Below are 22525 nucleotides of genomic sequence, written 5' to 3' on the forward strand. Positions count from 1 at the left end.
AACCGGGCCATCCCAAGCCCCGAGACCCCCCGATTTCAAGGAACCCGAGTCGATCGAGGCGAATAGTCCGCCTAGCGACTGATTCTGGGCGGCGGATCATCACCGCGCCGCCGACGACGCGCCACGAACGCCCACCCGACGCCGATGGCAACGATCGCCCCAAGGGTGGCAAGGCCCCGAACGGACGAATTGTCGTTCTCGCCCGAGCGACCATCGGCCGCCGTGGTCGGGCCGCCGCCGGCCGGTGCGCTCACTGATTCAAACCCCAACGGGGGTACGTCTGCCGTCAGTGCCGCCACAAGATCGATCACGCCGTACCCGTACTCGTCGTCCCGACCGGGTGGACCCTTGTCGACGGCCGTTGCCGTAAGCCGGTGGGCCACCTCCTGCGCCGGCAGGTAGGGGTACTTCGACCTGATCAACGCCGCCGCCCCGGCCACAATCGCCGTGGCGCTCGAAGTTCCCGTGCCCTTCGAGTACTTCCCGCCATAACTGGTGCTGTAGATATCTACCGCAGGTGCGACTACATCGACTTCCGGACCGGTCACCGAGACAGCTGCGTGCTGCCCAGCACGGTCGATGCCGCCAACAGCAATCACTCCCTCTTCAGTCGCTGGGTAACGGACGCCGGCGTCTGGCGGCCAGTTTCCTGCTGCGGCCACGACTACGATGTTGGCATCCAAAGCGGCTTCTAATGCTTGCTGAAGTCTTACACTCGCTCCGGCAACAGCAGAGATACTGATAATGTCCGCGCCGTTGGCGACAGCGAACTCGATTCCGATCGCCAACGCGTCTGCTTCGCCGATGCCACCGCTTGGGGTGTCGAAGATTGGCAGGATTTTGGCCTTTGGGGCGATTCCTAGCGCGCCGCGGCCTCCTGGTGCTCCATGGCAGGCAATTAATCCTGCCATGGATGTTCCATGGCTATCCTGATCCTTTCGTCCATCGCCGCCTCCTCCGGGAACTACGTCCGTCCCTGCGAGCAGGTTTCCGCGCAGGTCAGGATGGGGGTCGACTCCCGTGTCCGGAACTGCCACGATCACACCAGAGCCTTGGCTCACCAAGTGAGCCTCGGAGATGTGCAGGAAGGACAGATGCCATTGGTCGCCTCGTACAAGGTCGGCATCTTGCGGTATTCGCGTGGGCCCACCCGGAAATAGCGCCAGACTTAAGGTGATGCCAAGAGCGCCGAATCGAAGCGGCCAGATCACCGGCCAAACCCAATGGCGGGACCAGGGTCAATGGGCCCCTCCTCCTCGGGAGGAAGAACCACTGGTGGCACGCCTTTATCCGTTTCCCAGGGGTGATCGGGATCCCACCGGCGAGGATCCTGTCTCATCCCTGGCCGGCCATGCGATAGGTCGGAGTGGTTCTGTAGAGGCGCTCCGCCAATTGGACTGCTAATGCTCCCGTGCAAGCCGCGTCCACCGCTGGGACGGGTGCCCGCTGCGCCAGTCGGGGAAGTTCCGGCGGCACCGCCACCAATGACTCCTCCGACTGGATTAACCCGCCGGGGTGCGGTGGGTGAAGCGGGTGCCATGCCTGGGGCTCCTCCGATAATGCCGCCAGCCGAGGGTGCAGGGCGGCCAGGGCCCCCGCCGGGGCGCGAATGATTCACACTGGGCTCTCCGCCGCGTAGTCGATCTACCGCGCGGGTCGGTCCTTGATCGAGTCCTGGTGGTGACACTATTCGCCCTGGTGGCGGAGGAGGTATGGGTATTCCCCCTGGTCCGATCGAAGCCGTCGATCCGGCGGTTCCTGGCAGTTGACTCATGGGCAAATTTGAGCTCGATGGTGGAAAGTTCCCGGCGGTGACGCCACCTAGTACAGGGCCTATCGAGGGTGTCGGCGAAGATGTTGCAGGGGGCATCTTCAACAAAGCTTCGCTTGAGGGTACGCCCGTTGTTGTACGTAGAGGAACTGAAATGATTGGAGGAATAGCAGGAGGTATTTGGTCACCGTATGCGTCGGAGTTATCCGGCTGCCTAGAAATTCGCGCTGTCGCTGGGGGTTTTTGGAGGGTGGCTTGGGCTTGTTGTAGTTCGCCGCTGAGGTTGAACATCATCGCCCGTGCCTGCACGTTCAGCCGTTCCAGATCGCTGTCCGTCACCGGAGCGTCCACGACCCGATTGCCCATTACCGCTTTGGGGTCGGCGGCCGTGGCCTCGTACGCCCGCTTCTGTTGGAGCTTTGTCGCGTACTCCTCGTGGAGCTTGCGAAGCTCGGCGCGGGTGGCGCCGATGGCCTGGGTGGCGGCGGACAGCGCGGTGTAGTTGGCGGCGGCGGCGTCGTGGGTGTGTCGGACCTTGGCGATGAGGTCGTCGAGTTGGGCGAGGTACGTGCCGGAGGCGGCGCTGGTCTCGGGGGGCCATGCCTCGGCGAGGCCTCGTCGGTACTCCTGAAGTCGGCCGAGGTGGATCTGGGCCAGGTCACAGACCTTGCGCCAGCCGGCGACCTGTTTCCAGTGGTTGGTGGTGTCGTGGTCCTGGAGGCACGCCCACATGCTGTTGAGGTCCATCAGGTGCCAGTCGGTCTGGCCGGAGGTGCGGCCACCGCCACGCTCGATCACGGTAGGACCACCGGCCTTTCGCTGTTGGGGCCGGTGGGGTCGCTCAGTGTGGGCGTCCGGCTGCCGGGCAGGACGGTTCCCGGGTCGGCGAGGGCGCGTTGGACGTCGACGGCCCGGGCGGACGAGAAGGCGTCGCTGTCGGCGTACTGGGTGGCGACCCGGTCGGCGACGGCGGCCAGGTGGCCGGTGGCGCCGCGGAGGGCGTACACCATGTCGGTCGTGGCCTGCTGCGTCTCGTGGTGGGCGTGCAGGAAGGTGACCAGCTCGACGAATGCGTCGCAGGGGTTCGGCACCTTCGCGGACATGTCTTCGGCGATGTACGACAGGTGGGGCGCGTAGTTGCTCTCGACCTCGGCGGCGAGCCGGTCGGCGAACTCGCGGAGTTGGCGGATGTCGGCTTCGATGCCGCCGTAGCCGTGCAGCCAGGGCGCCGGCTGGTCCTCTTCGGGGATCATCGGTCCTCCCTGTCCGTCACCGCACCGTTTCCCTCAGTGAGATTAACGGCTGCACGCCGTCCTGGCAGCCCCCCACATGGGGCGACCCGGGTTCAGCGGGGAGGACGGGGGAGGCCGGAAGAGCGCCAGGTGTTGGCGCCGGCGGGCCGCCCGCTGCGCGCCCAGGCGGACGCGGTCGCCGGCGCGGGTGCGGCGGCCGGGCGGGACCGCACGATGACCGCCCCGACCAGGGCGGCCAACTCCTCGGCGGTGGGCACGCCGCGTACGACCCGGAACAGCGGCTCTTCGGCAGACATGCCGCCAGCGTACGCGGCCCGAAGTCACGTCAAGAGCACAGTGGCGTGCCGGCGGTGTGACCGTCGGCGGGTCCGGGTACCGTCTCAGCGATGTCGAACGCGCTTCCCCAACTCGTCGCTGACCGATACCGGCTTCTGTCGCCGCTCGGCCAGGGCGGCATGGGTCGGGTGTGGAAGGCGCGCGACGAGGTGTTGCACCGGGACGTCGCCATCAAGGAGTTGGTGCCGCCGCCCGGCCTCACCGACGAGGAACGCCGCGAGATGCGGGAACGGTCGCTGCGCGAGGCGCGGGCCATCGCCCGGCTCAACCACGTCAACGTGGTACGCATCTTCGACGTCCTGCGGACCGACGGCGACCCGTGGATCGTCATGGAGTACGTGGCGTCGAGGTCGTTGCAGGACACCCTCGCCGAGGACGGGCCGGTGTCGCCGGCCCGGGCGGTCGAGATCGGCCTGGGCGTGCTCGGCGCGTTGAACGCGGCGCACAAGGCGGGCGTCATGCACCGCGACGTCAAGCCGGGCAACGTGCTGCTGGGCGAGGACGGTCGGGTGGTGTTGACCGATTTCGGCCTCGCCACGATCCCCGGTGACCCGAATGTCACCCGTACCGGCATGGTGCTCGGCTCGCCCGCGTACATCTCGCCGGAGCGGGCCCGGGAGGGCACCGCCGGTCCGGAGGCCGACCTGTGGTCGCTGGGCGCGACGCTGTACGCGGCGGTGGAGGGCAAGTCGCCGTACGCGCGGCCGTCCGCCATCGCCACGCTGGCCGCGTTGGCCACCGAGCCGATGCCGCCGCCGAAGAATGCCGGCCCGCTCAAGCCGGTGCTCACCGGGCTGCTTCAGAAGGACCCGAAGGAACGGATCACCGCCGAGGTGGCGGAACGGCTGCTGCGCCGCGCGGGTGGCAAGCGGACGCGGGGCATCTCGCTTCTCGACGGCGTACGCCGGCCGGGGCCGAACGGGCCGCGTGAGCCGCGCCCGCCGCTCGTGCCGGCACCCCGCCCGGCGGAGGAGACCGTCGACCGCCCGGTGTCGCCGCCGGCGCCGCGTACCCCGCCGCCGGTCGCTGCCGCTGCGGCCGGGCCGGCAGCCGTCGACGCCTCGCCGACGGAGGTCGTCCCCGCCGGCGGGGACGCCGAGCCGACGGCCACGGTCCCGGCCGAGCCGACCGCGAAGATCGACCGCCCGGCCACGCCGGCGGCCGACCCGACCGCCGTGGTGTCCGCCGGGGGCGAGGCCGGCAGCGACGGTACGCCTGCGGGCGACGACGAGCCGACGGCCGTCGACGGCCCGCCGCCGGTGGCGCCGGAGCAGCGCAAACCCTCGACGCCCACGTCGGTCATGCCGCCGGTGGGTCCGGCGGGGCGCGCGGCGGTCCCGCAGTTCGAGGGTACGAAGCCGAACAACACCCGCCGGAACGTGCTGATCGGCGCGCTGGTGGCCCTGCTGCTGGTCGGCCTCATCGTGATCGTGCCGATGCTGACCAAGGGCGACGACAAGGAGACCCCGCAGGCCGACCCGACGACCGGGGCGGCCGCGACGTCGGCGCCAGCGCAGTCCTCCGCTCCGGCGGCGCCTCCGCCCACCACGGGCGCACCGAGTGCGACGCCCTCGGCCACCCCGTCGGCGGATCCGAACGCGCTGCCGGCGGGCTGGACGCTACACAAGGGGCCGACCTTCTCCATCCCGCTCCCACCCGGCTGGAGCGGCCGTCAGACCGGCTCGGACACGTCCGTCTTCAACCAGTCCGGCGGGCCCGGCAAGTTGCTGGTCCAGTGGACCCCCACCCCGCTGAAGGACGCGGTCGCCGACTGGAAGGAAAAGGAACCGTACCGTCGGAATCTGGTCAGCAACTACCAGTTGGTGGGAAGCATCAGGGCCTGCGACTGGTATCGGACCTGCGCCGACTGGGAGTGGTTGGAGACCCGGGACAACACCCGCATCCACGTGCGCAACCGGGGCTTCGTGACCGCCAGTAACCGCGGCTACGCCATCCGGTGGGAGATCGCGGAGAAGGACTGGCAGGCCAACCTCGCCAACTTCGACCAGATCGTCAAGGGCTTCAAGCCCGACCGGGTCAACTGACCCGCGTTCCGCACACCTGCGCGAACCTCTCTCGCATGTTCTTGCGTCGTTCGGGGTATCTGATCTCCAACGACGGAGGGAGGTGCGACATGAGTTACCGATACAGGAACGCCCGGCCTCGGCTGGCACTGTGGATGCTCGTCGCACTCGGCGATGTGGCACTGCTGCTGATCAGCGTTGGGCTTCCGGTACTCGTCGCGCTGCTCGGCATCGTTGCCATCGCCGTTGGTGCTGTGGGTGTCCGGCGGCTCAGCCGCCGCGACGCGATCGTCCGCGAGGACGCTCCGGCGATGGTGCCGGCGATGAGCCGACGGCGGGCCTGACCCGTAACCAGGTGGTGTGGCGGCAGCCGGACCGATTGTGCACCGTGAGGTGATAGTCGATCCCGCTGCCGCCAACGGCCCGATCAGGTGTTGTTCGCGAGGGCGACGAGTCGGCTGCGGTCACCGTTCCAGTAGTTGCGGTCCACGTTGCCGCTGATCCCGGAGACGGAACCCGTGCTGGTGTACTGCCAGAAGCTCCACACCGACGCGCCGGCCGGCAGGGCGCCCGGGGTGCTCGACCAGCGGGCCAGCCAGAGCGGGTGGTTGGCCCACGGGCCGGTCCAGCTGCCGGTGCACTGGTTCCACCAGCTCGTGGTGGTGTAGATGACCGCGTATCGGCCGGTGCGCGAGCGGTACGTGTTCAGGAAGTCCTGCACCCAGTTGCGCATCCCGGTGGTGCTGAGGCCGTAGCAGTAGCCGCCGCTGTACGGGTTCGCCTCGATGTCCAGCGCGGCCGGCAGGGTTCGGCTGTCCGCCGACCAGGCGCCGCCGTTGGAGGCCAGGTAGGCGGCCTGGGTCGAGCCGGCGGAGATGTTGGGGCGGGCGAAGTGGTACGCCCCGCGGATCACCCCGGCGTTGTAGGCGTTGACGTAGTTCGTGTTGAAGTTGGGGTCCTTGTAGCTGGTGCCCTCGGTCGCCTTGATGAAGGCGAACTCGATGCCGGAGTTCCGGACGCTGGTCCAGTTGATGCTGCCCTGGTAGCGGGACACGTCGATGCCGGCGGTGGTGGCCGCCGCCGCCGGGCCGGCGGTAGCGACCAGGGTCGCCGCCGCGGTGGCGAGGACGGTGAGGCCGGCCGCGAACGCGCGGCGCAGCGATGATCGGGTACGGGCCATGAGTGCCTCCAGAAACGGCCGTCTATTGACGCCCATCTTTGGAGGTAAGTGCCCTTGATCGCAAGAGTTGTAGAGGAAACTTTCATCGACGGGCTGCGATCGCCCGGTGGCGGGAGTCGAGCGGATCAGCGCAGCGTGGCCGGGTCGAACTGCCAACGGAAGGGCTCGACCACGCTCAACGTCTCCCCGGCCTTGGCGACCTGGTCCTCGACGTAGTGCTCGCCGTCGAGCCGGTACAGGCGCAGCGAGTGACCGTCACCGTCCTGCTCGACCAGCAGGTACCAGGGGATTCGCGCGATGGCGTAGAGCTGCATCTTGAGTAGGCGATCGGCCGCTGCATTGCCCGGCGAAACGACCTCACCGACCAAGGACACCCGGCTAGCGTCGAGAAAGGTGCCTTCGTCGTCGACGTCAGTGACCACGAGATCCGGGATGACGACTCGATCGATGCCGAGTCGGACATTGATTGCGTCGTAGACCAGCAAGCCGTGCGGTTCTGCTGCCGCCTCGATACTGTTCGCCAGCCGACGTGACACGCGTTGGTGCCGTCGGCTCGGGGCAGGGCTCACCAGCAGGCTCCCGTCGAGCAGCTCGATCCGGTCAGGCGTCTCGCCCAGGGCGAAATAGTCGGCCTCGGTCCAGAGGCCGATGTGCGGCTCCAGGGGCGCTGCGCTCACCTGCGTCCACCTCCCGCATCCCTCGCCACCCGATCAGTCTCACAGGATACGAGCCGGTGCCTCGGCAGCGACACGGAACGCCGCCGGTAGGCTCGCGCCCCATGATGTCGATCGACGGACTGGGCGAGATGTGGGACACGCTGTTCGGCGCGCAGCCGGACCCGCCCCCGCTGCTGGTGTTGATCACCGCGGTCGTCGCGCTGGTGGTGGTCTCCACCCGGCTGCCGTGGCGGATCGCCCGCAACGCCATCACCATCGCCCACGAGGGCGGGCACGCGCTCGTCGCCCTGCTCACCGGTCGCAAGCTGCGCGGCATCCGGCTGCACTCGGACACCTCGGGACTGACGCTCTCGGCCGGTCGACCCACCGGACCCGGCATGATCCTGACCCTGCTCGCCGGGTACGTCGCCCCGCCGCTGATCGGGTTGGCCGGTGCCTGGCTGCTCGGCGGCAACCGGATCACCCTGTTGCTCTGGGTCGCGGTGGTGCTGCTGCTCGCCATGCTGATCATGATCCGCAACGCGTTCGGTGTGGTGTCGCTGCTGGTCACCGGGGCGCTGGTGTTCGCCGTCTCGTGGTACGCGACGCCGCAGGTGCAGGCCGCTTTCGCGTACACCGGGGTGTGGTTCCTGTTGCTCGGCGGCGTGCGGCCGGTGGTGGAGCTGCAACGCCTGCGCGCGCGTGGCCGGATGCCCGCCTCCGACGCCGACCAGCTCGCCGGGCTGACCCCCTTCCCGGCGTTCTTCTGGGTCACGGTCTTCGCCCTGGTCAACCTGGTCGCCCTGGTAGCCGGTGCCCTGCTGCTGGCCGGCCCGATCCTCACCGACGCCGGCCTGACGCTCTGATCCCCTCGGGGCAGAATGAACCCATGCGGTACGTGATCATTGGGGCGGGCGCGGTCGGCGGGACCATCGGCGTACGGCTGGCGCAGGCCGGCCGGGACGTGACACTGGTGGCCCGCGGCGCGCACCTGGACGCGATCCGGGAGCGCGGCCTTTCGCTACGGCAGCCCGACGGCGAGGTGACCGCCCGGCTCGCCGCTGTCGACGGCCCGGGTGACCAGCCGCTGCCGGCCGACACGGTGCTGGTGCTCACCGTCAAGTCGCAGGACACCGAGGCCGCGCTGGCGACCTGGGTGGACGCCCCGGTCACCGGCGGTGGTACGGCCGGTGAACGGCTGCCGCTGGTCACCGCGCAGAACGGGGTGGCGAACGAGCGGGCCGCCCTGCGGCTCTTCGCCGACGTGCACCCGGTCTGCGTCTGGCTGCCGGCCACCCATCTGGACCCGGGCGTGGTGGTGGCGAACGGGCATCCGCACCCCGGGATGCTCCACATCGGCCGCTATCCGGGCGGCGCCGACGACACCGACCGGGCGATCGCCGCCGACCTGACCGCCGCCGGTTTCGTCGCGCCGGTCCGCGAGGACGTGCTGCGCTGGAAGTACGGCAAGCTGCTCAGCAACCTCGGCAACGGCCTTCAGGCGCTGCTGGGGGAGAAGATCCCGGACGCCCTCGTCGAGCGGGTACGCGCCGAGGGCGTCGCCGCGCTCGCCGCCGCCCGAATCCCGCACACCTCCCCGGAGGAGGAGCGGGCCGAACGAGGAGACCTGGTCCAGCAGCGCCCGGTCGATGGGGCGGACCGGTCCGGCGGCTCCACCTGGCAGAGCCTCGCCCGAGCCACCGGCTCGACCGAGGTCGACCACCTCAACGGGGAGATCGCGCTGCTGGGCCGGCTGCACGGCGTACCGACGCCGGCCAACGTGGCCGTGCAGCGGGCGGTACGGCAGGCCGCCCGGCAACGGCTCGCGGCCGGCGCGTTCCCGCTCGCCGAGCTGGAGAAGATGATCGCCTGAACGTGGCAACCGGCGGCCCCGCCCGGCGCGTGTTCCCTGCGACCGACACGGGGAGGTAACGGGTGCCGGACGTCGACGGGTTCGACGAGTTCTACCGGGGGAGCCGACAACGGCTGCTCGGTTTCGTCTACGCCCTCACCGGCGACCGGGCCGAGGCCCAGGACGCCGTGCAGGAGGCGTACATCCGGGCCTGGCAGCGGTGGTCGACGATCAGCGCGTACGACGATCCGGAGGCGTGGGTACGGGTGGTGGCGAGCCGCATCGCCGTCAGCCGGTGGCGCAGCCTGCGCAGTCGCGCCCGTGCGTACCTGCGGCACGGGGCGACCGAGACCGTCCCCGGGCCGGGCACCGACACCGTCGAGGTGGTTGCCGCGCTGCGTCTACTGCCCGAGGAGCAGCGCACCGCCATCGCCCTGTACTACCTGGTGGGCATGCCGGTCGCCGAGGTGGCGCGGGAGACCGCCGCCCCCGTCGGCACGGTCAAGGCCCGACTCTCCCGGGGGCGTACCGCGCTCGCCGCCCTGCTCGCCGTCTCTGACCGCAAGGAGGCCACCGATGCGTGACGACTTGACGATCGTGGAACAGATCCAGCGGGAATTGAGTGACGTGCGCTGGCCGGAGCCGGCGGAGATCCGCGCCCGGGCCCGCCGCCGCAGCCGGCGTCGGATCGTGGCGGCCGGCGTGATTCTGGCGGTCGCAGGGGCGTCCGCCGTGGCGGTCACCTCGCACCGGGCATCCCCGCCGGCGATGCAGGCGGCCGCACCGGCCCTGCCGATCCGACACGAGATCCCCTTGGACGCCCTGCTACAGCCGGCCGACCTGTCACCGCCGGTCTACGTGCAGCTCAGCCAGTCCGGGCTGGAAGAGCCGGTGCAGCTGGACGACATCCTCGGCTACTGCCGGACGAGTCAGGGGCATTCCGACGGCTGGCAGGTGTCGATCCTGTCCCGCTCACAGACCCTCCTGCGCAAGCATCCACCGGAGGACCGCGTGGAGAGCGACCCGCTGGTCATGCAGGATCTCTACCGGCTGGCACCCGAGAAGGCCCGACAGGTCCTCGCCGGTCTGGACGACGTGATCGCCCCGTGCACCGAATGGCGGCGCGTCGAGGAGTGGCAGTCGCCGGAGAGCACGTACACGACGGAGGCGGTCCAGCGGTGGGCGGTGGCACAGCGGGGCTTCGCCGGGGATGACGCCGCGATACTGGAGCACACGTCCACAGTCTCCCGGGATGTGCAGAGCGGCCAGGCGTTCGGCAAGAGACCGCCGCCCATCCTCGTGGCCGTCGTCCGGGTCGGCGACACCGTCTCGGTGCTCCGGCTCGGGTACGACGGCACCGAATCGGATCTCGTCCAGCTCGCGGAGAAGGCGGCGACCCGCATGTGTGCCGCAGCGAATCCGGCCTGCTGACTCTTCTTGATCCGCGCAACTTCACCGAAACTGCTGCTTCCTGACGCCGGGAAGCAGCAGTTTCCCCGAAGTTGCGCGGATCAAGCCGGCGTGGCGGTCACGCCGGCGCGCGGTCACGCCTGCGTCGCGGTCACGCCGGCGCGCGGTCACGTCGGCGGTCAGAGCGGGATGTTGCCGTGCTTCTTCGGCGGTAGGCTCTCGCGCTTCGTCCGTAGGACGCGCAGTGCCCGGACGATCTGGGTACGCGTCTCGTGTGGCGCGATGACCGAGTCGACGTACCCGCGCTCGGCCGCCACGTACGGGTTGGCCAGCGTGTCCTCGTACTCGGCGATCTTCTCGGCCCGGACCGCCGCCGGATCGTCGGCGCCGGCCAGCTCGGAGCGGTAGAGGATGTTCACCGCGCCCTGCGCGCCCATCACGGCGATCTGCGCGGTCGGCCACGCGAAGTTCAGGTCCGCGCCGAGGTGCTTCGAGCCCATCACGTCGTACGCCCCGCCGTACGCCTTGCGGGTGATCACGGTGACCTTCGGGACGGTCGCCTCGGCGTACGCGTAGATGAGCTTGGCGCCCCGGCGGATGATGCCGTCCCACTCCTGGCCGGTGCCGGGCAGGAACCCGGGCACGTCGACGAAGGTCAGCACCGGGATGTTGAACGCGTCGCAGGTGCGCACGAACCGGGCGGCCTTCTCGGAGGCGGCGATGTCCAGGGTGCCGGCGAAGTGCATCGGCTGGTTGGCGACCACACCGACCGGTCGACCCTCCACCCGGCCGTAGCCGATCACGATGTTCTGCGCGTAGAGCGGCTGGACCTCGAGGAACTCCCCGTCGTCGAGGACGTGCTCGATGACGGTGTGGATGTCGTACGGCTGGTTGGCCGAGTCCGGGATGAGCGTGTCCAGCTCACGGTCCTCGTCGGTGATCTCCAGCTCGGCCGGGGCCTCGAAGGCGACCGGCTCGTCGAGGTTGTTCGACGGCAGGTACGACAGCAGCGCCTTGACGTAGTCGACCGCGTCCTCCTCGTCGCTGGCGAGGTAGTGCGCGTTGCCGCTGCGCGTGTTGTGCGTACGGGCCCCGCCCAACTCCTCCATGCCGACGTCCTCGCCGGTCACCGTTTTGATCACGTCGGGGCCGGTGATGAACATGTGGGAGGTCTGGTCGACCATCACGGTGAAGTCGGTGACCGCCGGGGAGTAGACCGCGCCGCCCGCGCAGGGCCCCATCACCAGCGAGATCTGCGGGATGACCCCGGACGCCCGGACGTTCCGGAAGAAGATCTCCCCGTACCGGCCGAGCGACACCACGCCCTCCTGGATGCGGGCACCGCCGGAGTCGTTGATGCCGATCACCGGGCACCCGATCTTCATGGCGAGGTCCATCACCTTGACGATCTTCTCGCCGAAGACCTCGCCGAGCGAGCCGCCGAAGACGGTGAAGTCCTGGGCGAAGACGCACACCTGCCGGCCGTCGACCGTGCCGTAGCCGGTCACCACGCCGTCGCCGTACGGGCGGTTGCGCTCCAGCCCGAAGGCCGTGGACCGGTGCCGGGCCAGCTCGTCCAGCTCGACGAAGGAGCCCTCGTCGAGCAGCATCTCGATCCGCTCGCGGGCGGTCTTCTTGCCTCGGGCGTGCTGCTTCTCGACCGCGCGCGCCGACCCGGCGTGCACCGCCTCGTCGACCCGGCGCTCCAGGTCCGCCAGCTTGCCGGCAGTGCTGTGGATGTTGGTCCCGGTCTCGGTAGTCACCCAGGGAATATAACGATGGTTCAGGTCAGCGCGGCTGTGCAGTACGCCTCAACGCCGGTGCCGGTCCCGGCCGTAGGCTGACGGGATGCCGGGATCCCCGTACACCGATCTGGACCGACCGCCGCTGTCGGCGGCCCGGCTGCGGCGCGCGCTGGTCGCGCCGAACGGACCGTGGACCCGACTGGAGCTGTACACCGAGACCGGCTCCACCAACGCGGACGTGTCCGAGGCCGCCGCCGCGGGCGAGCTGGAGGGCCTGGTCGTGGTCGCGGAGCGGCAGACCGCCGGGCGCGGCCGGCGCGGTCGGGTCTGGCAGTCACCGCCGCGTGCGGGGATCGCCACCAGCGTCCTGCTGCGGCCCGGCGAGGCCGCGCCGGATCGTGGGTGGGCGGCCGTTCCACCCACGGGGTACGGCTGGCTGCCGCTGCTCGCGGGCGTCGCGCTGGTCGAGGCGGTGGCCCGGCTGGCCGAGCTGGACGCGGCCCTGAAGTGGCCCAACGATCTGCTCATCGGCGACGCGAAGTGCGCCGGTGTGCTGGCCGAGGCGGTACCGGGGCGCTCGCCGGCCCAACCGCCCGCCATCGTCCTCGGCATCGGCCTCAACGTGACCCTGCGCGCCGACGAGCTGCCGGTGAACCCGACCGGGCTGCCGGCCACGTCACTGCAACTGGCCGGCGCGGCGGCCACCGACCGTGATCCGCTGCTGCGGGCGCTCCTGCGGGCGCTCGCCGACTGGTACGACCGCTGGCGCACCGCCGGCGGCGACGCCGAGGCGAGCGGCCTGCGCGACGCCTACCTGGCCTCCTGCGCGACGATCGGCCGCGAGGTACGAGTCCTGCTGCCCAACGGCGAGACCCAAACCGGCACCGCAACCGGCATAGACAACGACGGCCAACTCCAACTCACTACCCCCACGGGCACCCGAACCCTCACCGCCGGAGACGTCCTCCACCTCCGCTAGCCCCTGCCGCCAGCCCCTGCCGCGCGGCGATCTTGCACTTTCTGTCGTGGTGTATCGGGCTCAAAGCCGTGTAACGGCAACCGAAAGTGCAAGATCGCGGAAGGTGGGGTGGGGCCGCGTGGCGGATGTTGTTGGGGGGCCCTTGGGGATTACCGTCGGCGCGTCAAAGTAAAGGCGTTGGAGGTTGTCGTGGCGTTCCCCGAAGACGTGCTCACGAAGGACGAGCACGTCGTGCTGCACCTACACCCGCACTGGAAGGCGCTGGTCCGGCCGATCCTGGTGCTGGTCCTCGCCATCGCCGCGGTGGTGGTCGGCGTGCTCCTGCTGCCCGAGAGTTCCGGCGGCTCGATCGCGTTGGCCGTGATCGGCGCGATCGGCCTGGTCGCGGTTCTCTGGCTCGGTCTGTGGCCGTTCCTGGTCTGGCGTACCACCCATTACCTGTTCACCAACGAGCGCGTGCTGTTGCAGCAGGGTGTCTTCTCCCGGGACCGGCGGGACCTCCCGCTCACCCGGATCAACGACCACTCGATGAACCAGCACTTCTTCGAGCGGCTGCTCGGCTGCGGCACCCTCACCATCGAGTCCGCCGGCGAACGCGGCCAGTCGGTGCTCAAGGACGTGCCGGGGGTCGGTCGGGTGCAGACCACCCTCTACGAGCTGGTCGAGGCGCAGCACGACAAGCACTCGCTGGGCGACGGGGAGATGCGTGACATCCTCGCCGACATGCGCGAGGGCAAGCCGCTGCGCGACACCACGAGCTGATCCGATCGGCGCTGATCGCCCCGGCCCGCGAGCAGGGCGGGGGCGATCAGGCGTGCTGTTCGGCCCCGGCCGCCGCCGAGGGCCCAGCCTCGGACGGTCGCGCCTGCGTCGGCCCGTTCTGTGCTGGCCTGGCCTGCGTCGGCCCGTTCTGCGCCGGGCCGGCCTGCGTCGGCCCGTTCTGCGCCGGGCCGGCCTGCGTCGGCCCGTTCTGCGCTGGCCTGGCCTGCGTCGGCCCGTTCTGTGCCGGGCCGGCCTGCGTCGGGCCGTTCTGCGTCGGGCCGGACCGTGCCGGTCCTGCGGAGGGCTGCTCGGCGACCCCGGGCCCTGCCGGAGCTGGTTCGGTCGAGGGCGGCCCGGACTCCGGATCTGGCTCGACCGGTCGTAGGGCGAACCAGCCGCGGAAGCGTGTCCGCAGCACCTCCTGCTCGGGCCGGTTGTCCGGGCCGAGGCGGAGCATGGTGCCGGTGAGGATGACGGTGCCGAGCCCTGGCCGGGCGTCCGAGGGGCGGGCGCCGATCACGTCGACCCGGACGGCGAGGCGATCACCGGCACGGACCGGAGCGAGCCACCGCAACTCCTCCAGACCGGGGGAGGCGTCCGCGGCCGCGCGGGACAGCAGGTGGTCGACGTACGCCCGCATGAACAGACTGACCGTGTAGAAGCCGCTGGCGATGACACCACCGTGCCGGCTGGCCTCGGCCAGCTCCGTGTCGACGTGGTACCACTGCGGGTCGAAGCGTCGGGCGAAGGCGCGCATCTCGTCGCCGTCCACGGTCACCGTCCCGAGATCGACGGTGAGCCCCGGCACGAGGTCCTCGAAGAACAGCTCGGCGGGCGCTCCGGTGCCGGAGCGGAGGGCGGGAGCCGTCACCGGCGGGGTGCGCGACGAGTGCCGGCGTGCAGCTCCGCGGCGAGTTCCGCGTCCAGGTCGGCGGGGAGGCCGGCGGTCAGCGGTCGTCCCTGCGCGGGAGCGGTGCCGGTCGGGCCGGGCCGGTCGGCGGACTGCGCCTCTTCGAGCTCGGAGACCGACTCGGCCAGCTCGGCCACCGGGTCCATCTCGGCCATGGTGTCCCACTCGTCGCGGGGGATGTCGTGCCAGGTGGGCTCGGTCTTCGTGGCGTCCTCGGCCGGCGTCACGGGCTGGAAGACGAAGGTCCGGTACGACCAGAAGCGGAACAGCGTGGCCAGCAGGACGCCGGCGGTCTTCGCCACGTTCAACGCCAGCAGGCCGTGTACGCCGAGCCCGTACTTGGCCGCGGCCACCGCGCCCAGCTCGATGAGCAGGCCAGCACCGTTGAACAGGAAGAACAGGACGTACTCCCGGCGAAGCGCCGATTTCGGGCGATCCCGGTACGTCCAGTGACGATTCATCAGATACGACGTGATCGTGGCGACGATCGTCGCGATCACGGTCGCCTTCAACTGACCGTTGACGAAAACGGTAAGTGCAAGGACATTGAACACCGCGTAATTGATGACGGTGTTGATGCCGCCGACGATGCCGAATTTGAGCGCCTCGTGGATGAACTTCTGCCAGCGCTCAGGCAGCAGACGGACAAGACGCATGCGAAACACCTTAGGGCAGTCGGTAAAGCCGGCGATCACCGGCCGGACGAGGTGGGCGGCAGGTCACGCCCCGTGATCCCGGTCGTGCTCCACCTGCGGAGCGACCGGAGTTCCCGCTTCGACGAAGACGAACCGCCGGTAGGACCAGAATCGGAACAGCGTCCCGAGGCCGGTGCCCACGACGAAGCTGGCGATGTTGTCGGCGAGCTGCGTCTGGAACACGCCCGGCCAGATGCTGCCGAGCCCGTAGCGGCTGATCGCGAGGCAGGCCACCGCGATCCCGAGGCCGACAGCGTTGAAGAAGAAGAACAGCGCGTACTCCCGCGCCGGGTTGCTGCGTTGGCGGTGCCGCCAGGTCCAGAAGCGGTTGCCCAGGAAGGCGAAGGTCGCGGCGATCACGGTCGAGATGGTCTTGGCCGTCACCTGCTCCATGCCGCGCACGGTCGTCAGGTAGTTGAAGAGCGCGAAGTCGACGAGGAAGGCGATCCCGCCCACGGTGGCGAACTTGCTCAGCTCGCGCACGAGGTGACCGAAGCGGTCGAGCAGTGCGCGGACCAGACCCGGTCGGGTCTGCCGGGGGCCCGGTTGATCCCCGGTCATCGTGGCGGCCACGGGGCGAGCCTACCGGCTGTGGAGGTGTCGGCGGGGGAGCAACGGCGAGGGGGACATCGTCGCCCATGGCGGCCCTCTCAGCCGGTGTGCCGCCGTTGAACGCAGCGTAACCAGTCGGGAGGACTGATGCGCCTCGGAACGGGAATCCGCCAACCGGTCGGCAGGTGGGTTGACGGACCGACCGGAACGCGCGTCGACCGGGGGTGCACAACAAGATTTGCGTGAAACTGCGCAGGAAAGCGGGTATCAGATCGTGATGCCGCAGCGTGGCCGTACCTTGTGCAGTTCTTCACAACCAGTCCCACTGACTCGGAAGGCTGCCCGGTTTACGCTGAGCCCAATCCCAGGTTTCCACGAAGGCGGCGCATCGCGTCGCTGAGACTCGTGCATCCCATAGATCGGTCAGCGTCGACCACAAGGAGATGTGTCATGGTTGCTCCGGCTGTAGTGCGGGGTATCGATCAGGCCCCGACGTCCCATCCGAAACTGCTTGCCTGGGTCCGTGAGGTCGCGGAACTGACCACCCCCGACCGGGTCGTGTGGGTGGACGGGTCCGACGAGGAGTGGCGTCGCCTCACCGATGAGCTGGTCGAGGCCGGCACCCTCATCCGGTTGAACCCCGAGAAGAAGCCGAACTCGTTCTACGCGCGCACCGACCCCTCCGACGTGGCGCGGGTCGAGGAGCGCACCTACATCTGCTCCGTCGACGAGGCGGACGCCGGCCCCACCAACAACTGGATGGCGCCGGCCGAGATGAAGCGGACGATGACGGAGCTGTACCGCGGATCCATGCGCGGTCGCACCATGTACGTCATCCCGTTCGTGATGGGTCCCGTCGAGGCCGAGAGCCCGATGTTCGGTGTCGAGATCACCGACAGCCCGTACGTGGTGGCGTCGATGCGCATCATGACCCGCATGGGCGCGGCGATTCTCGAGGCGATGGGCGACGACGCGGACTTCGTGCACGCGCTGCACTCGATCGGCGCCCCGCTCGCTCCGGGCCAGCAGGACGTGTCGTGGCCCTGCAACGAGACCAAGTACATCTCGCACTTCCCGGAGACCCGGGAGATCTGGTCGTACGGCTCGGGTTACGGCGGTAACTCGCTGCTCGGCAAGAAGTGCTACTCGCTGCGTATCGCCAGCGTGATGGGCCGGGACGAGGGTTGGCTCGCCGAGCACATGCTCATCCTCAAAATCACCTCGCCGGAGGGCCGGGTTCACCACATCGCGGGGGCCTTCCCGTCGGCCTGTGGCAAGACCAACCTGGCCATGGTGGAGCCGACCATTCCGGGCTGGAAGGTCGAGACCATCGGCGACGACATCGCCTGGATGCGGTTCGGCCCGGACGGCCGGCTCTACGCGGTCAACCCGGAGTACGGCCTCTTCGGCGTCGCGCCCGGCACCGACTGGAAGACCAACGCCAACGCCATGCGCACGCTGGACCGGGGCAACTCGATCTTCACGAACGTGGGCCTCACCGACGACGGCGACATCTGGTGGGAGGGCATGGGTGAGCCTCCGGCGCACCTCATCGACTGGAAGGGCAACGACTGGACGCCGGAGAGCGACAGCCTCTCCTCGCACGCGAACAGCCGGTTCTGCACCCCGATCACGCAGTGCCCGATCCTCGCCGACGAGTACTTCGACCCGAACGGCGTACCGATCGACGCGATCCTCTTCGGCGGTCGCCGCAAGGACACCATCCCGCTGGTGACCGAGGCCCGCGACTGGGTGCACGGCGTCTACATGGGCGCGACGCTCTCGTCCGAGACGACGGCCGCCGCGTCCGGCGCGGTGGGCGTGGTCCGGCGCGACCCGATGGCCATGCTGCCGTTCATCGGCTACCACGCGGGCGACTACTTCCGGCACTGGATCGAGATGGGCAAGGGCGCCGACGGCGACGAGGCCAAGCTGCCGAAGATCTACTACGTCAACTGGTTCCGCAAGGACCCGGACGGCTCGTTCCTCTGGCCGGGCTTCGGCGAGAACTCCCGGGTGCTCAAGTGGATCGTCGAGCGGATCGAGGGCACGGCCGACGCCGTCGAGACCCCGGTGGGCATGGTCCCGGCGCAGGACGCGCTCGACGTCGAGGGGTTGGACATGACCCCGGAGGACGTCCGGATCGCGCTGAAGGTCGACCCGGACGAGTGGCGCAACGAGCTGCCGATGATCACCGAGTGGTTCGAGAAGTTCGGTGACAAGCTGCCCGGCGTGCTCTGGGCCGAGTTGGACGCGCTGCGCGCCCGACTGGACGCGGCGCAACCGCAGCGCCAGGTGTGAACATCGCCCACCGCGGGCAACAACGGATTCCATGAGGACGGCCGCCGAGACCGAGGTCCGGCGGCCGTCCGCCGTCCGGGCGCTCACCCTTCTGCTCGCGACCACGGCGGCGGCCACCGTCGTGGTCGAGCTGCTCAATTGGTGGTACGCCCCGGAGCAGGGCTTCGGTCTGGCCGTACGCACCGGCTGGGCCATGCTGCGCTCGTTCGGCTTTCTGCTGCTGATCGGGCACGTGCGCCGGGGGAGGACGGTGGCCCGCCCGTTCGGGCTGATCCTCGCGGTCACCACGATCTTCGCCGTCGGCCGGCTGATCGTGCCCCGGCAGGGAGTGCCGCCGCTGCCGGGACTGCTCGGCTTCGCCGTCCTCACCGCGCTGTGTGTGGCGGTGGTCTGGCTGCTCTACCGCTCGTCGGCGCTCGCCGAGCATCTGGTTCGGCACCGGCCCCGCCTGGTCATCGACAGGGCGGGCATCTCGTGGCGGGAGACGCCGCCACGCCGTCCACAGGCGAGCGCCTGGCTGCTGACCAGCCGGGTGGCGGCCTTCACCTACAGCCCGCTGATGCTGGTGCCGGCGCTGGTGGCCGGGGGCGCCATCCTGGACGATCGTCTCTCCGCCGTGCCGGCCGTGCTGTTCTGGTTCGGCGCCGGCATCGCGGCCAGCTACGCCGTGCTGTTCTGTACCGCGTTTCTCATGCGCGGCAAGGACTGGGCTCGTGGCCTGCTGGTCGTCGTCACGTTCGGCGTACTCGCGGTGGACCTGCCGCTGTGCTGGTGGCTGCTGGGTCTGGACGGCCTGGTCCGCGACGGCGCCCCGCTGGTGGCCGCCGCAGGCCTGGCCCTCTACGGCCTGCGTCGGGCGGCGCGTGCGTCGGACGCCGCCATCCCCGTCTGAAAGCCCTCGCGAGGCATTGGGGCTGGCGGGGCGTCGACCGACGGGCGGCAGACGGCGGCCTCCGGGCGGGCGGCAGCGCGGCAGCCGTGTGGGCGGGCGACAGATCACCCGGTCGCGTCCGGGGATGCGGGTGGTGGGTGCGCACCCTTTGCTCTGCTTCAACGGACGCAACACCTGGCGTCCGGTAATCGGACGCAAGGTGTTGCGTGGGGGGAAGCAGAGCAAAGGACTAGGGGGAGGCCAGCGGGGGGCAGCGCGGCAGCCGTGTGGGCGGGCGGCAGCCAGGCGGCAGTGCGGCAGCCGTGCGGGCGGGCGGCCAGGGGGCAGGATGGCGGGTGACGTCGGTCACCGTGGCCGGTGTCGATGGCCCAGGTGATCGCTGGGCGGGACGGATACCAGCCGTGTCGCCCCGGTCGGAGGGAGGCGCACGTGAGCGACGAGTTCGACGTGGTGGTGGTGGGGGCCGGGCCGGCCGGGGCGGCCGCCGCGCTGACGGCCTGCCGGGCGGGCGTCAGCGTGCTGCTGCTGGACCGTGCCGACTTTCCCCGGGACAAGGCGTGTGGGGACGGCATCGCGGCCCATTCGGTGGACGTCCTCACCGAGCTGGGCGTGACCGAGGCGGTGGCCGGCTACGCCCCGCTGCCCGCGCTGCGGATGGTCGCGCCGGGCGGTCAGGCGGTGGCTCGGGCGCTGCCCCGGCCGGCGTACACCGTGCCTCGGGAGGTCTTCGACGCGCGGCTCGTGGCCGCCGCGGTGGCTGCCGGCGCGCAGCTGCGTCGGCACAGCGTCCGCCGCGTGCAGCCGCGCGGCGACCGGGTCGTGCTCGACGGGGAGCTGTCCGGCCGGGTGGTGGTGGGCGCGGACGGCGCCGGGTCGGTGGTGCGCCGGGCCCTCGGCCATCCCGTCAACCCCGACCGGCACCTCGCGTTGGCCATTCGTGGGTACGCGCCCGCGCTGCCCGGCCCGCCCGAGCAGCTCATCGTCACCTCCAAGGCGCGCTGGCCGGCGTACGCCTGGTCGTTTCCGATCGGCGACGGACGGGCGAACGTCGGGTACGGCGAGGTGCTGCGCGGCGAGCCGTTGAGCCGGGCGTACCTGCTGGATCGGTTGGTCGCGCTGCTGCCCGGCACCGACCTGTCGACGGTGACCGCGTTGCGGGCCCACCACCTGCCGCTGTCCACGCACCGGCCGACGCCGGGTCGGGACCGCACCCTGCTGGCCGGTGACGCCCTCTCGTTGATCAATCCGTTCACCGGGGAGGGCATCTTCTACGCGCTGCTCTCCGGGGCACTGGCCGGGGCCGCTGCGGCTCGCGAGCCGGACGCGGCGGCCCACCGCTACACCGCGGGCCTGCGTCGCCGCCTCGGCACACATCTGCGTCACAGCTCGGTGGCCGCCTGGCTGGCGCGGCGGCGGCGGGTGGTCGACGCCGCGGTCCGGGCGGCCCGTCGGGACGACCGGGTGTTCGACGACGTGGTCGAGTTGGGGCTTGGCGACGGGCGGCTCACGGCCCGTACGCTGGGCATGATCGGCATGGAACTGTCCGGCGGGGATCGCCCTCCGAAGGGGTGATCCGGCGGGCGGGTCGCTACGCTGCTAGGTGATGACGCTGCGGAACCTTATCTACTCCGTGTACGAGCGCCGGCTCACGGCGAAGCTCGCGGGCAAGCCGGTGCCCCGGCACGTCGGGGTGATGTGCGACGGCAACCGCCGGTGGGCCCGCGAGATGGGCTACGTCGACCCGAACGACGGGCACCGGGTCGGCGCGGCGAAGATCAAGCACGTCCTCGGGTGGTGTGACCAGGCCGGTATCGGGCACGTCACGCTCTACCTGCTCGCCACCGACAACCTGCGCCGCCCGGCCAGCGAGCTGGACCCACTGCTCCAGATCATCGAGGACCTGGTGGTGGAGCTGTCGGAGGAGGGCAACCCCTGGCGGCTGCGCATCGTCGGCGCGCTGGACCTGCTGCCCGCCCAGACCGCCGCCGCGCTCAAGGGCGCCGAGGAACGTACCCGGGACCGCAGCGGCGGCGCGGAGGTCAACATCGCGGTCGGCTACGGCGGCCGGCGGGAGATCACCGACGCCGTCCGTTCGCTGCTGTTGGAGCACGCCGCGTCCGGCGGCACCATCGAGGAACTCGCCGAGGTGCTGGACGTCGAGCACATCGCCGAACACCTCTACACCCGTGGCCAGCCCGATCCCGATCTGGTCATCCGCACGAGTGGCGAGCAGCGCCTGTCCGGGTTCATGCTCTGGCAGTCGGCGCACTCGGAGTTCTACTTCTGCGAGCTGAACTGGCCGGATTTCCGGCACATCGACTTCCTGCGGGCGCTGCGCTCGTACGCCACCCGCCAGCGCCGCTACGGCGCCTGACGGCGTCAGGGCAGCTGGCCCAGGGCCCGGGTCAGGAAGTCGCCGAGAGCGGCCGGTGACTCGATGGTCAGGTCGGCCGCGTCGGCCACCTCCTGGCCGGTCTCCGGGTTGGCGACGGCCACACAGACACCGAAGAAGTCCGGGTCCGCCTCGGCGCGGGCGCGCAGCGCCGCGAACGCCTTGATGTCGGAGACGTCGTCGCCGAAGTACCAGGCGCCGGTGGCGCCCTGGACCACCTCGCCGATCACCATCCCCTTGTCCCGGTCGACCGGTGGCTTGAGCTCCAGCACCATCCGACCGGCCTGCACCCGCAGCCCCAGGCGGTCGGCCTGCGCCTGACCCCACTGCTGCACCGTCGCGCCGAGCTGAGGCGCCGTACGCCAGTGCAGCGCCACCGAGAGCCGCTTGTACTCGACGAGCGCGCCGGGGGGCAGCTCCTCCCGGGCCAGGTCGGCCAGCTCGGCCATGGTGGGCACCCAGGGCAGGGCGGTGGGCTCGGTGACGGTGTCGCCGCCGGAGTGGCTGTGCTCCAGGCCGTAGAGGCCGTAGAGGTCCACGCCGCTCAGCTCGCCGAGGCGGTCGCGGAGGAACTCGACGGGCCGCGCGGAGACGATCGCGATCCGCTGCACCACCGGGGCCAGCGCCTCGATCGCGGCGAGCGCGTTCGGCGCGGGACGGACCGCCGTCGGGTCGTCGTCGACGGGCGCGAGTGTGCCGTCGAAGTCGAAGAAGAGCACGGTCCCGCCGGCCCGGCCGGCGGTTATCTGCCATGCCTGGTCGGCGTTCAACGGGGTCCTCGGCTGGTGGTTGCCCAGATTCAACGGCGGCACGCG

22 protein-coding genes are annotated in these 22525 nt (G+C 70.3%); 12 read left to right on the plus strand and 10 right to left on the minus strand.

What is annotated here, in order from left to right:
• Nucleotides 1-71 precede the first annotated feature (71 nt).
• From ACQPZK_RS04095 to ACQPZK_RS04105, 3 genes are all read right to left on the minus strand, one after another.
• Complete coding sequence (locus tag ACQPZK_RS04095) at nucleotides 72-1178, minus strand: S8 family serine peptidase (RefSeq protein WP_433539105.1); 1107 nt, start codon at nucleotides 1176-1178, stop codon at nucleotides 72-74.
• A gap of 1387 nt (nucleotides 1179-2565) precedes the next feature.
• Nucleotides 2566-3024, minus strand: a complete 459-nt coding sequence (locus ACQPZK_RS04100) for a hypothetical protein (protein ID WP_433537010.1) — start codon at nucleotides 3022-3024, stop codon at nucleotides 2566-2568.
• A 92-nt stretch (nucleotides 3025-3116) separates the two neighbouring features.
• Nucleotides 3117-3320 carry an acyl-CoA carboxylase epsilon subunit gene (locus ACQPZK_RS04105; RefSeq protein ID WP_433537011.1) on the minus strand — a complete coding sequence of 68 codons (204 nt, stop codon included), beginning with the start codon at nucleotides 3318-3320 and terminating at the stop codon, nucleotides 3117-3119.
• Between the two features lie 90 nt (nucleotides 3321-3410).
• Between ACQPZK_RS04105 and ACQPZK_RS04110 the strand changes: the two genes are divergently transcribed.
• Nucleotides 3411-5405 (plus strand): protein kinase domain-containing protein, encoded by a 1995-nt coding sequence (locus ACQPZK_RS04110; RefSeq protein WP_433537012.1) that lies wholly within the window; start codon nucleotides 3411-3413, stop codon nucleotides 5403-5405.
• A gap of 89 nt (nucleotides 5406-5494) precedes the next feature.
• The gene (locus tag ACQPZK_RS04115; protein WP_433537013.1) at nucleotides 5495-5728 is read left to right on the plus strand and encodes a hypothetical protein; all 234 of its coding nucleotides are present in this window, start codon (nucleotides 5495-5497) and stop codon (nucleotides 5726-5728) included.
• Nucleotides 5729-5811: 83 nt separating this feature from the next.
• Here ACQPZK_RS04115 and ACQPZK_RS04120 read toward each other — a convergent pair whose 3' ends face one another.
• On the minus strand, nucleotides 5812-6564 hold the full coding sequence (locus ACQPZK_RS04120) for a GH25 family lysozyme (RefSeq protein ID WP_433537014.1): 753 nt from the start codon (nucleotides 6562-6564) through the stop codon (nucleotides 5812-5814).
• A gap of 125 nt (nucleotides 6565-6689) precedes the next feature.
• Entirely contained in the window at nucleotides 6690-7241 is a 552-nt protein-coding gene (locus ACQPZK_RS04125) for a Uma2 family endonuclease (protein WP_433537015.1), read from the minus strand.
• A 101-nt stretch (nucleotides 7242-7342) separates the two neighbouring features.
• Here ACQPZK_RS04125 and ACQPZK_RS04130 point away from each other — a divergent pair, with 101 nt between their 5' ends.
• The 4 genes from ACQPZK_RS04130 to ACQPZK_RS04145 all read left to right on the plus strand — a co-directional run bounded on the left by ACQPZK_RS04130 (nucleotide 7343) and on the right by ACQPZK_RS04145 (nucleotide 10503).
• Nucleotides 7343-8086: a M50 family metallopeptidase gene (locus ACQPZK_RS04130; RefSeq protein WP_433537016.1), complete on the plus strand. Its 744-nt coding sequence runs from the start codon at nucleotides 7343-7345 to the stop codon at nucleotides 8084-8086.
• 23 nt (nucleotides 8087-8109) lie between these two features.
• Nucleotides 8110-9093 (plus strand): ketopantoate reductase family protein, encoded by a 984-nt coding sequence (locus ACQPZK_RS04135; RefSeq protein WP_433537017.1) that lies wholly within the window; start codon nucleotides 8110-8112, stop codon nucleotides 9091-9093.
• A gap of 62 nt (nucleotides 9094-9155) precedes the next feature.
• Nucleotides 9156-9656, plus strand: coding sequence for a SigE family RNA polymerase sigma factor (locus tag ACQPZK_RS04140; RefSeq protein ID WP_433537018.1), 501 nt, complete (start codon nucleotides 9156-9158; stop codon nucleotides 9654-9656).
• Nucleotides 9649-10503 (plus strand): hypothetical protein, encoded by an 855-nt coding sequence (locus tag ACQPZK_RS04145; protein WP_433537019.1) that lies wholly within the window; start codon nucleotides 9649-9651, stop codon nucleotides 10501-10503. Before ACQPZK_RS04140 ends, ACQPZK_RS04145 begins: the two co-directional genes overlap by 8 nt.
• Nucleotides 10504-10661: 158 nt before the next feature.
• Here ACQPZK_RS04145 and ACQPZK_RS04150 read toward each other — a convergent pair whose 3' ends face one another.
• Nucleotides 10662-12245 carry an acyl-CoA carboxylase subunit beta gene (locus ACQPZK_RS04150; RefSeq protein WP_433537020.1) on the minus strand — a complete coding sequence of 528 codons (1584 nt, stop codon included), beginning with the start codon at nucleotides 12243-12245 and terminating at the stop codon, nucleotides 10662-10664.
• 85 nt (nucleotides 12246-12330) lie between these two features.
• On the opposite strand from ACQPZK_RS04150, the gene ACQPZK_RS04155 reads away from it, so the two are divergent.
• Both ACQPZK_RS04155 and ACQPZK_RS04160 read left to right on the plus strand, forming a co-directional pair.
• Entirely contained in the window at nucleotides 12331-13206 is an 876-nt protein-coding gene (locus tag ACQPZK_RS04155) for a biotin--[acetyl-CoA-carboxylase] ligase (protein ID WP_433537021.1), read from the plus strand.
• A 189-nt stretch (nucleotides 13207-13395) separates the two neighbouring features.
• Entirely contained in the window at nucleotides 13396-13968 is a 573-nt protein-coding gene (locus ACQPZK_RS04160) for a PH domain-containing protein (RefSeq protein ID WP_396800933.1), read from the plus strand.
• A gap of 46 nt (nucleotides 13969-14014) precedes the next feature.
• Here the strand turns inward: ACQPZK_RS04160 and ACQPZK_RS04165 are convergent, their stop codons facing one another.
• The 3 genes from ACQPZK_RS04165 to ACQPZK_RS04175 form a co-directional block, all read right to left on the minus strand.
• Entirely contained in the window at nucleotides 14015-14839 is an 825-nt protein-coding gene (locus ACQPZK_RS04165) for a MaoC/PaaZ C-terminal domain-containing protein (RefSeq protein WP_433537022.1), read from the minus strand.
• Nucleotides 14836-15534 carry a GtrA family protein gene (locus tag ACQPZK_RS04170; protein WP_433537023.1) on the minus strand — a complete coding sequence of 233 codons (699 nt, stop codon included), beginning with the start codon at nucleotides 15532-15534 and terminating at the stop codon, nucleotides 14836-14838. Before ACQPZK_RS04170 ends, ACQPZK_RS04165 begins: the two co-directional genes overlap by 4 nt.
• Before the next feature lie 63 nt (nucleotides 15535-15597).
• Entirely contained in the window at nucleotides 15598-16134 is a 537-nt protein-coding gene (locus ACQPZK_RS04175) for a GtrA family protein (RefSeq protein ID WP_433539106.1), read from the minus strand.
• Nucleotides 16135-16575: 441 nt separating this feature from the next.
• Here ACQPZK_RS04175 and ACQPZK_RS04180 point away from each other — a divergent pair, with 441 nt between their 5' ends.
• The 4 genes from ACQPZK_RS04180 to ACQPZK_RS04195 all read left to right on the plus strand — a co-directional run bounded on the left by ACQPZK_RS04180 (nucleotide 16576) and on the right by ACQPZK_RS04195 (nucleotide 21692).
• Nucleotides 16576-18426, plus strand: a complete 1851-nt coding sequence (locus ACQPZK_RS04180; protein WP_433537024.1) for a phosphoenolpyruvate carboxykinase (GTP) — start codon at nucleotides 16576-16578, stop codon at nucleotides 18424-18426.
• Between the two features lie 31 nt (nucleotides 18427-18457).
• Nucleotides 18458-19318, plus strand: coding sequence for a hypothetical protein (locus tag ACQPZK_RS04185; RefSeq protein ID WP_433537025.1), 861 nt, complete (start codon nucleotides 18458-18460; stop codon nucleotides 19316-19318).
• A 429-nt stretch (nucleotides 19319-19747) separates the two neighbouring features.
• Nucleotides 19748-20890, plus strand: a complete 1143-nt coding sequence (locus tag ACQPZK_RS04190) for an NAD(P)/FAD-dependent oxidoreductase (RefSeq protein ID WP_433537026.1) — start codon at nucleotides 19748-19750, stop codon at nucleotides 20888-20890.
• Between the two features lie 31 nt (nucleotides 20891-20921).
• Nucleotides 20922-21692, plus strand: a complete 771-nt coding sequence (locus ACQPZK_RS04195; protein ID WP_425888532.1) for an isoprenyl transferase — start codon at nucleotides 20922-20924, stop codon at nucleotides 21690-21692.
• A 5-nt stretch (nucleotides 21693-21697) separates the two neighbouring features.
• Here ACQPZK_RS04195 and otsB read toward each other — a convergent pair whose 3' ends face one another.
• Entirely contained in the window at nucleotides 21698-22522 is an 825-nt protein-coding gene (gene otsB / locus ACQPZK_RS04200) for a trehalose-phosphatase (protein WP_433537027.1), read from the minus strand.
• Between the last annotated feature and the right edge of the window lie 3 nt (nucleotides 22523-22525).

Origin of the sequence: Micromonospora sp. CA-249363, assembly GCF_050950185.1 — a bacterium.
Classification (GTDB): domain Bacteria; phylum Actinomycetota; class Actinomycetes; order Mycobacteriales; family Micromonosporaceae; genus Micromonospora.

Bases quoted from the DNA above. Each gene is read 5' to 3' on its own strand.
- ACQPZK_RS04135 (WP_433537017.1), top strand. From the start codon at position 8,110: ATGCGGTACGTGATCATTGGGGCGGGCGCGGTCGGCGGGACCATCGGC.
- ACQPZK_RS04105 (WP_433537011.1), bottom strand. From the start codon at position 3,320: ATGTCTGCCGAAGAGCCGCTGTTCCGGGTCGTACGCGGCGTGCCCACC.
- ACQPZK_RS04175 (WP_433539106.1), bottom strand. From the start codon at position 16,134: ATGACCGGGGATCAACCGGGCCCCCGGCAGACCCGACCGGGTCTGGTC.
- ACQPZK_RS04110 (WP_433537012.1), top strand. From the start codon at position 3,411: ATGTCGAACGCGCTTCCCCAACTCGTCGCTGACCGATACCGGCTTCTG.
- ACQPZK_RS04130 (WP_433537016.1), top strand. From the start codon at position 7,343: ATGATGTCGATCGACGGACTGGGCGAGATGTGGGACACGCTGTTCGGC.
- ACQPZK_RS04120 (WP_433537014.1), bottom strand. From the start codon at position 6,564: ATGGCCCGTACCCGATCATCGCTGCGCCGCGCGTTCGCGGCCGGCCTC.
- ACQPZK_RS04100 (WP_433537010.1), bottom strand. From the start codon at position 3,024: ATGATCCCCGAAGAGGACCAGCCGGCGCCCTGGCTGCACGGCTACGGC.
- ACQPZK_RS04115 (WP_433537013.1), top strand. From the start codon at position 5,495: ATGAGTTACCGATACAGGAACGCCCGGCCTCGGCTGGCACTGTGGATG.
- ACQPZK_RS04155 (WP_433537021.1), top strand. From the start codon at position 12,331: ATGCCGGGATCCCCGTACACCGATCTGGACCGACCGCCGCTGTCGGCG.
- ACQPZK_RS04195 (WP_425888532.1), top strand. From the start codon at position 20,922: ATGACGCTGCGGAACCTTATCTACTCCGTGTACGAGCGCCGGCTCACG.
- ACQPZK_RS04170 (WP_433537023.1), bottom strand. From the start codon at position 15,534: ATGCGTCTTGTCCGTCTGCTGCCTGAGCGCTGGCAGAAGTTCATCCAC.
- ACQPZK_RS04185 (WP_433537025.1), top strand. From the start codon at position 18,458: ATGAGGACGGCCGCCGAGACCGAGGTCCGGCGGCCGTCCGCCGTCCGG.
- ACQPZK_RS04145 (WP_433537019.1), top strand. From the start codon at position 9,649: ATGCGTGACGACTTGACGATCGTGGAACAGATCCAGCGGGAATTGAGT.
- ACQPZK_RS04180 (WP_433537024.1), top strand. From the start codon at position 16,576: ATGGTTGCTCCGGCTGTAGTGCGGGGTATCGATCAGGCCCCGACGTCC.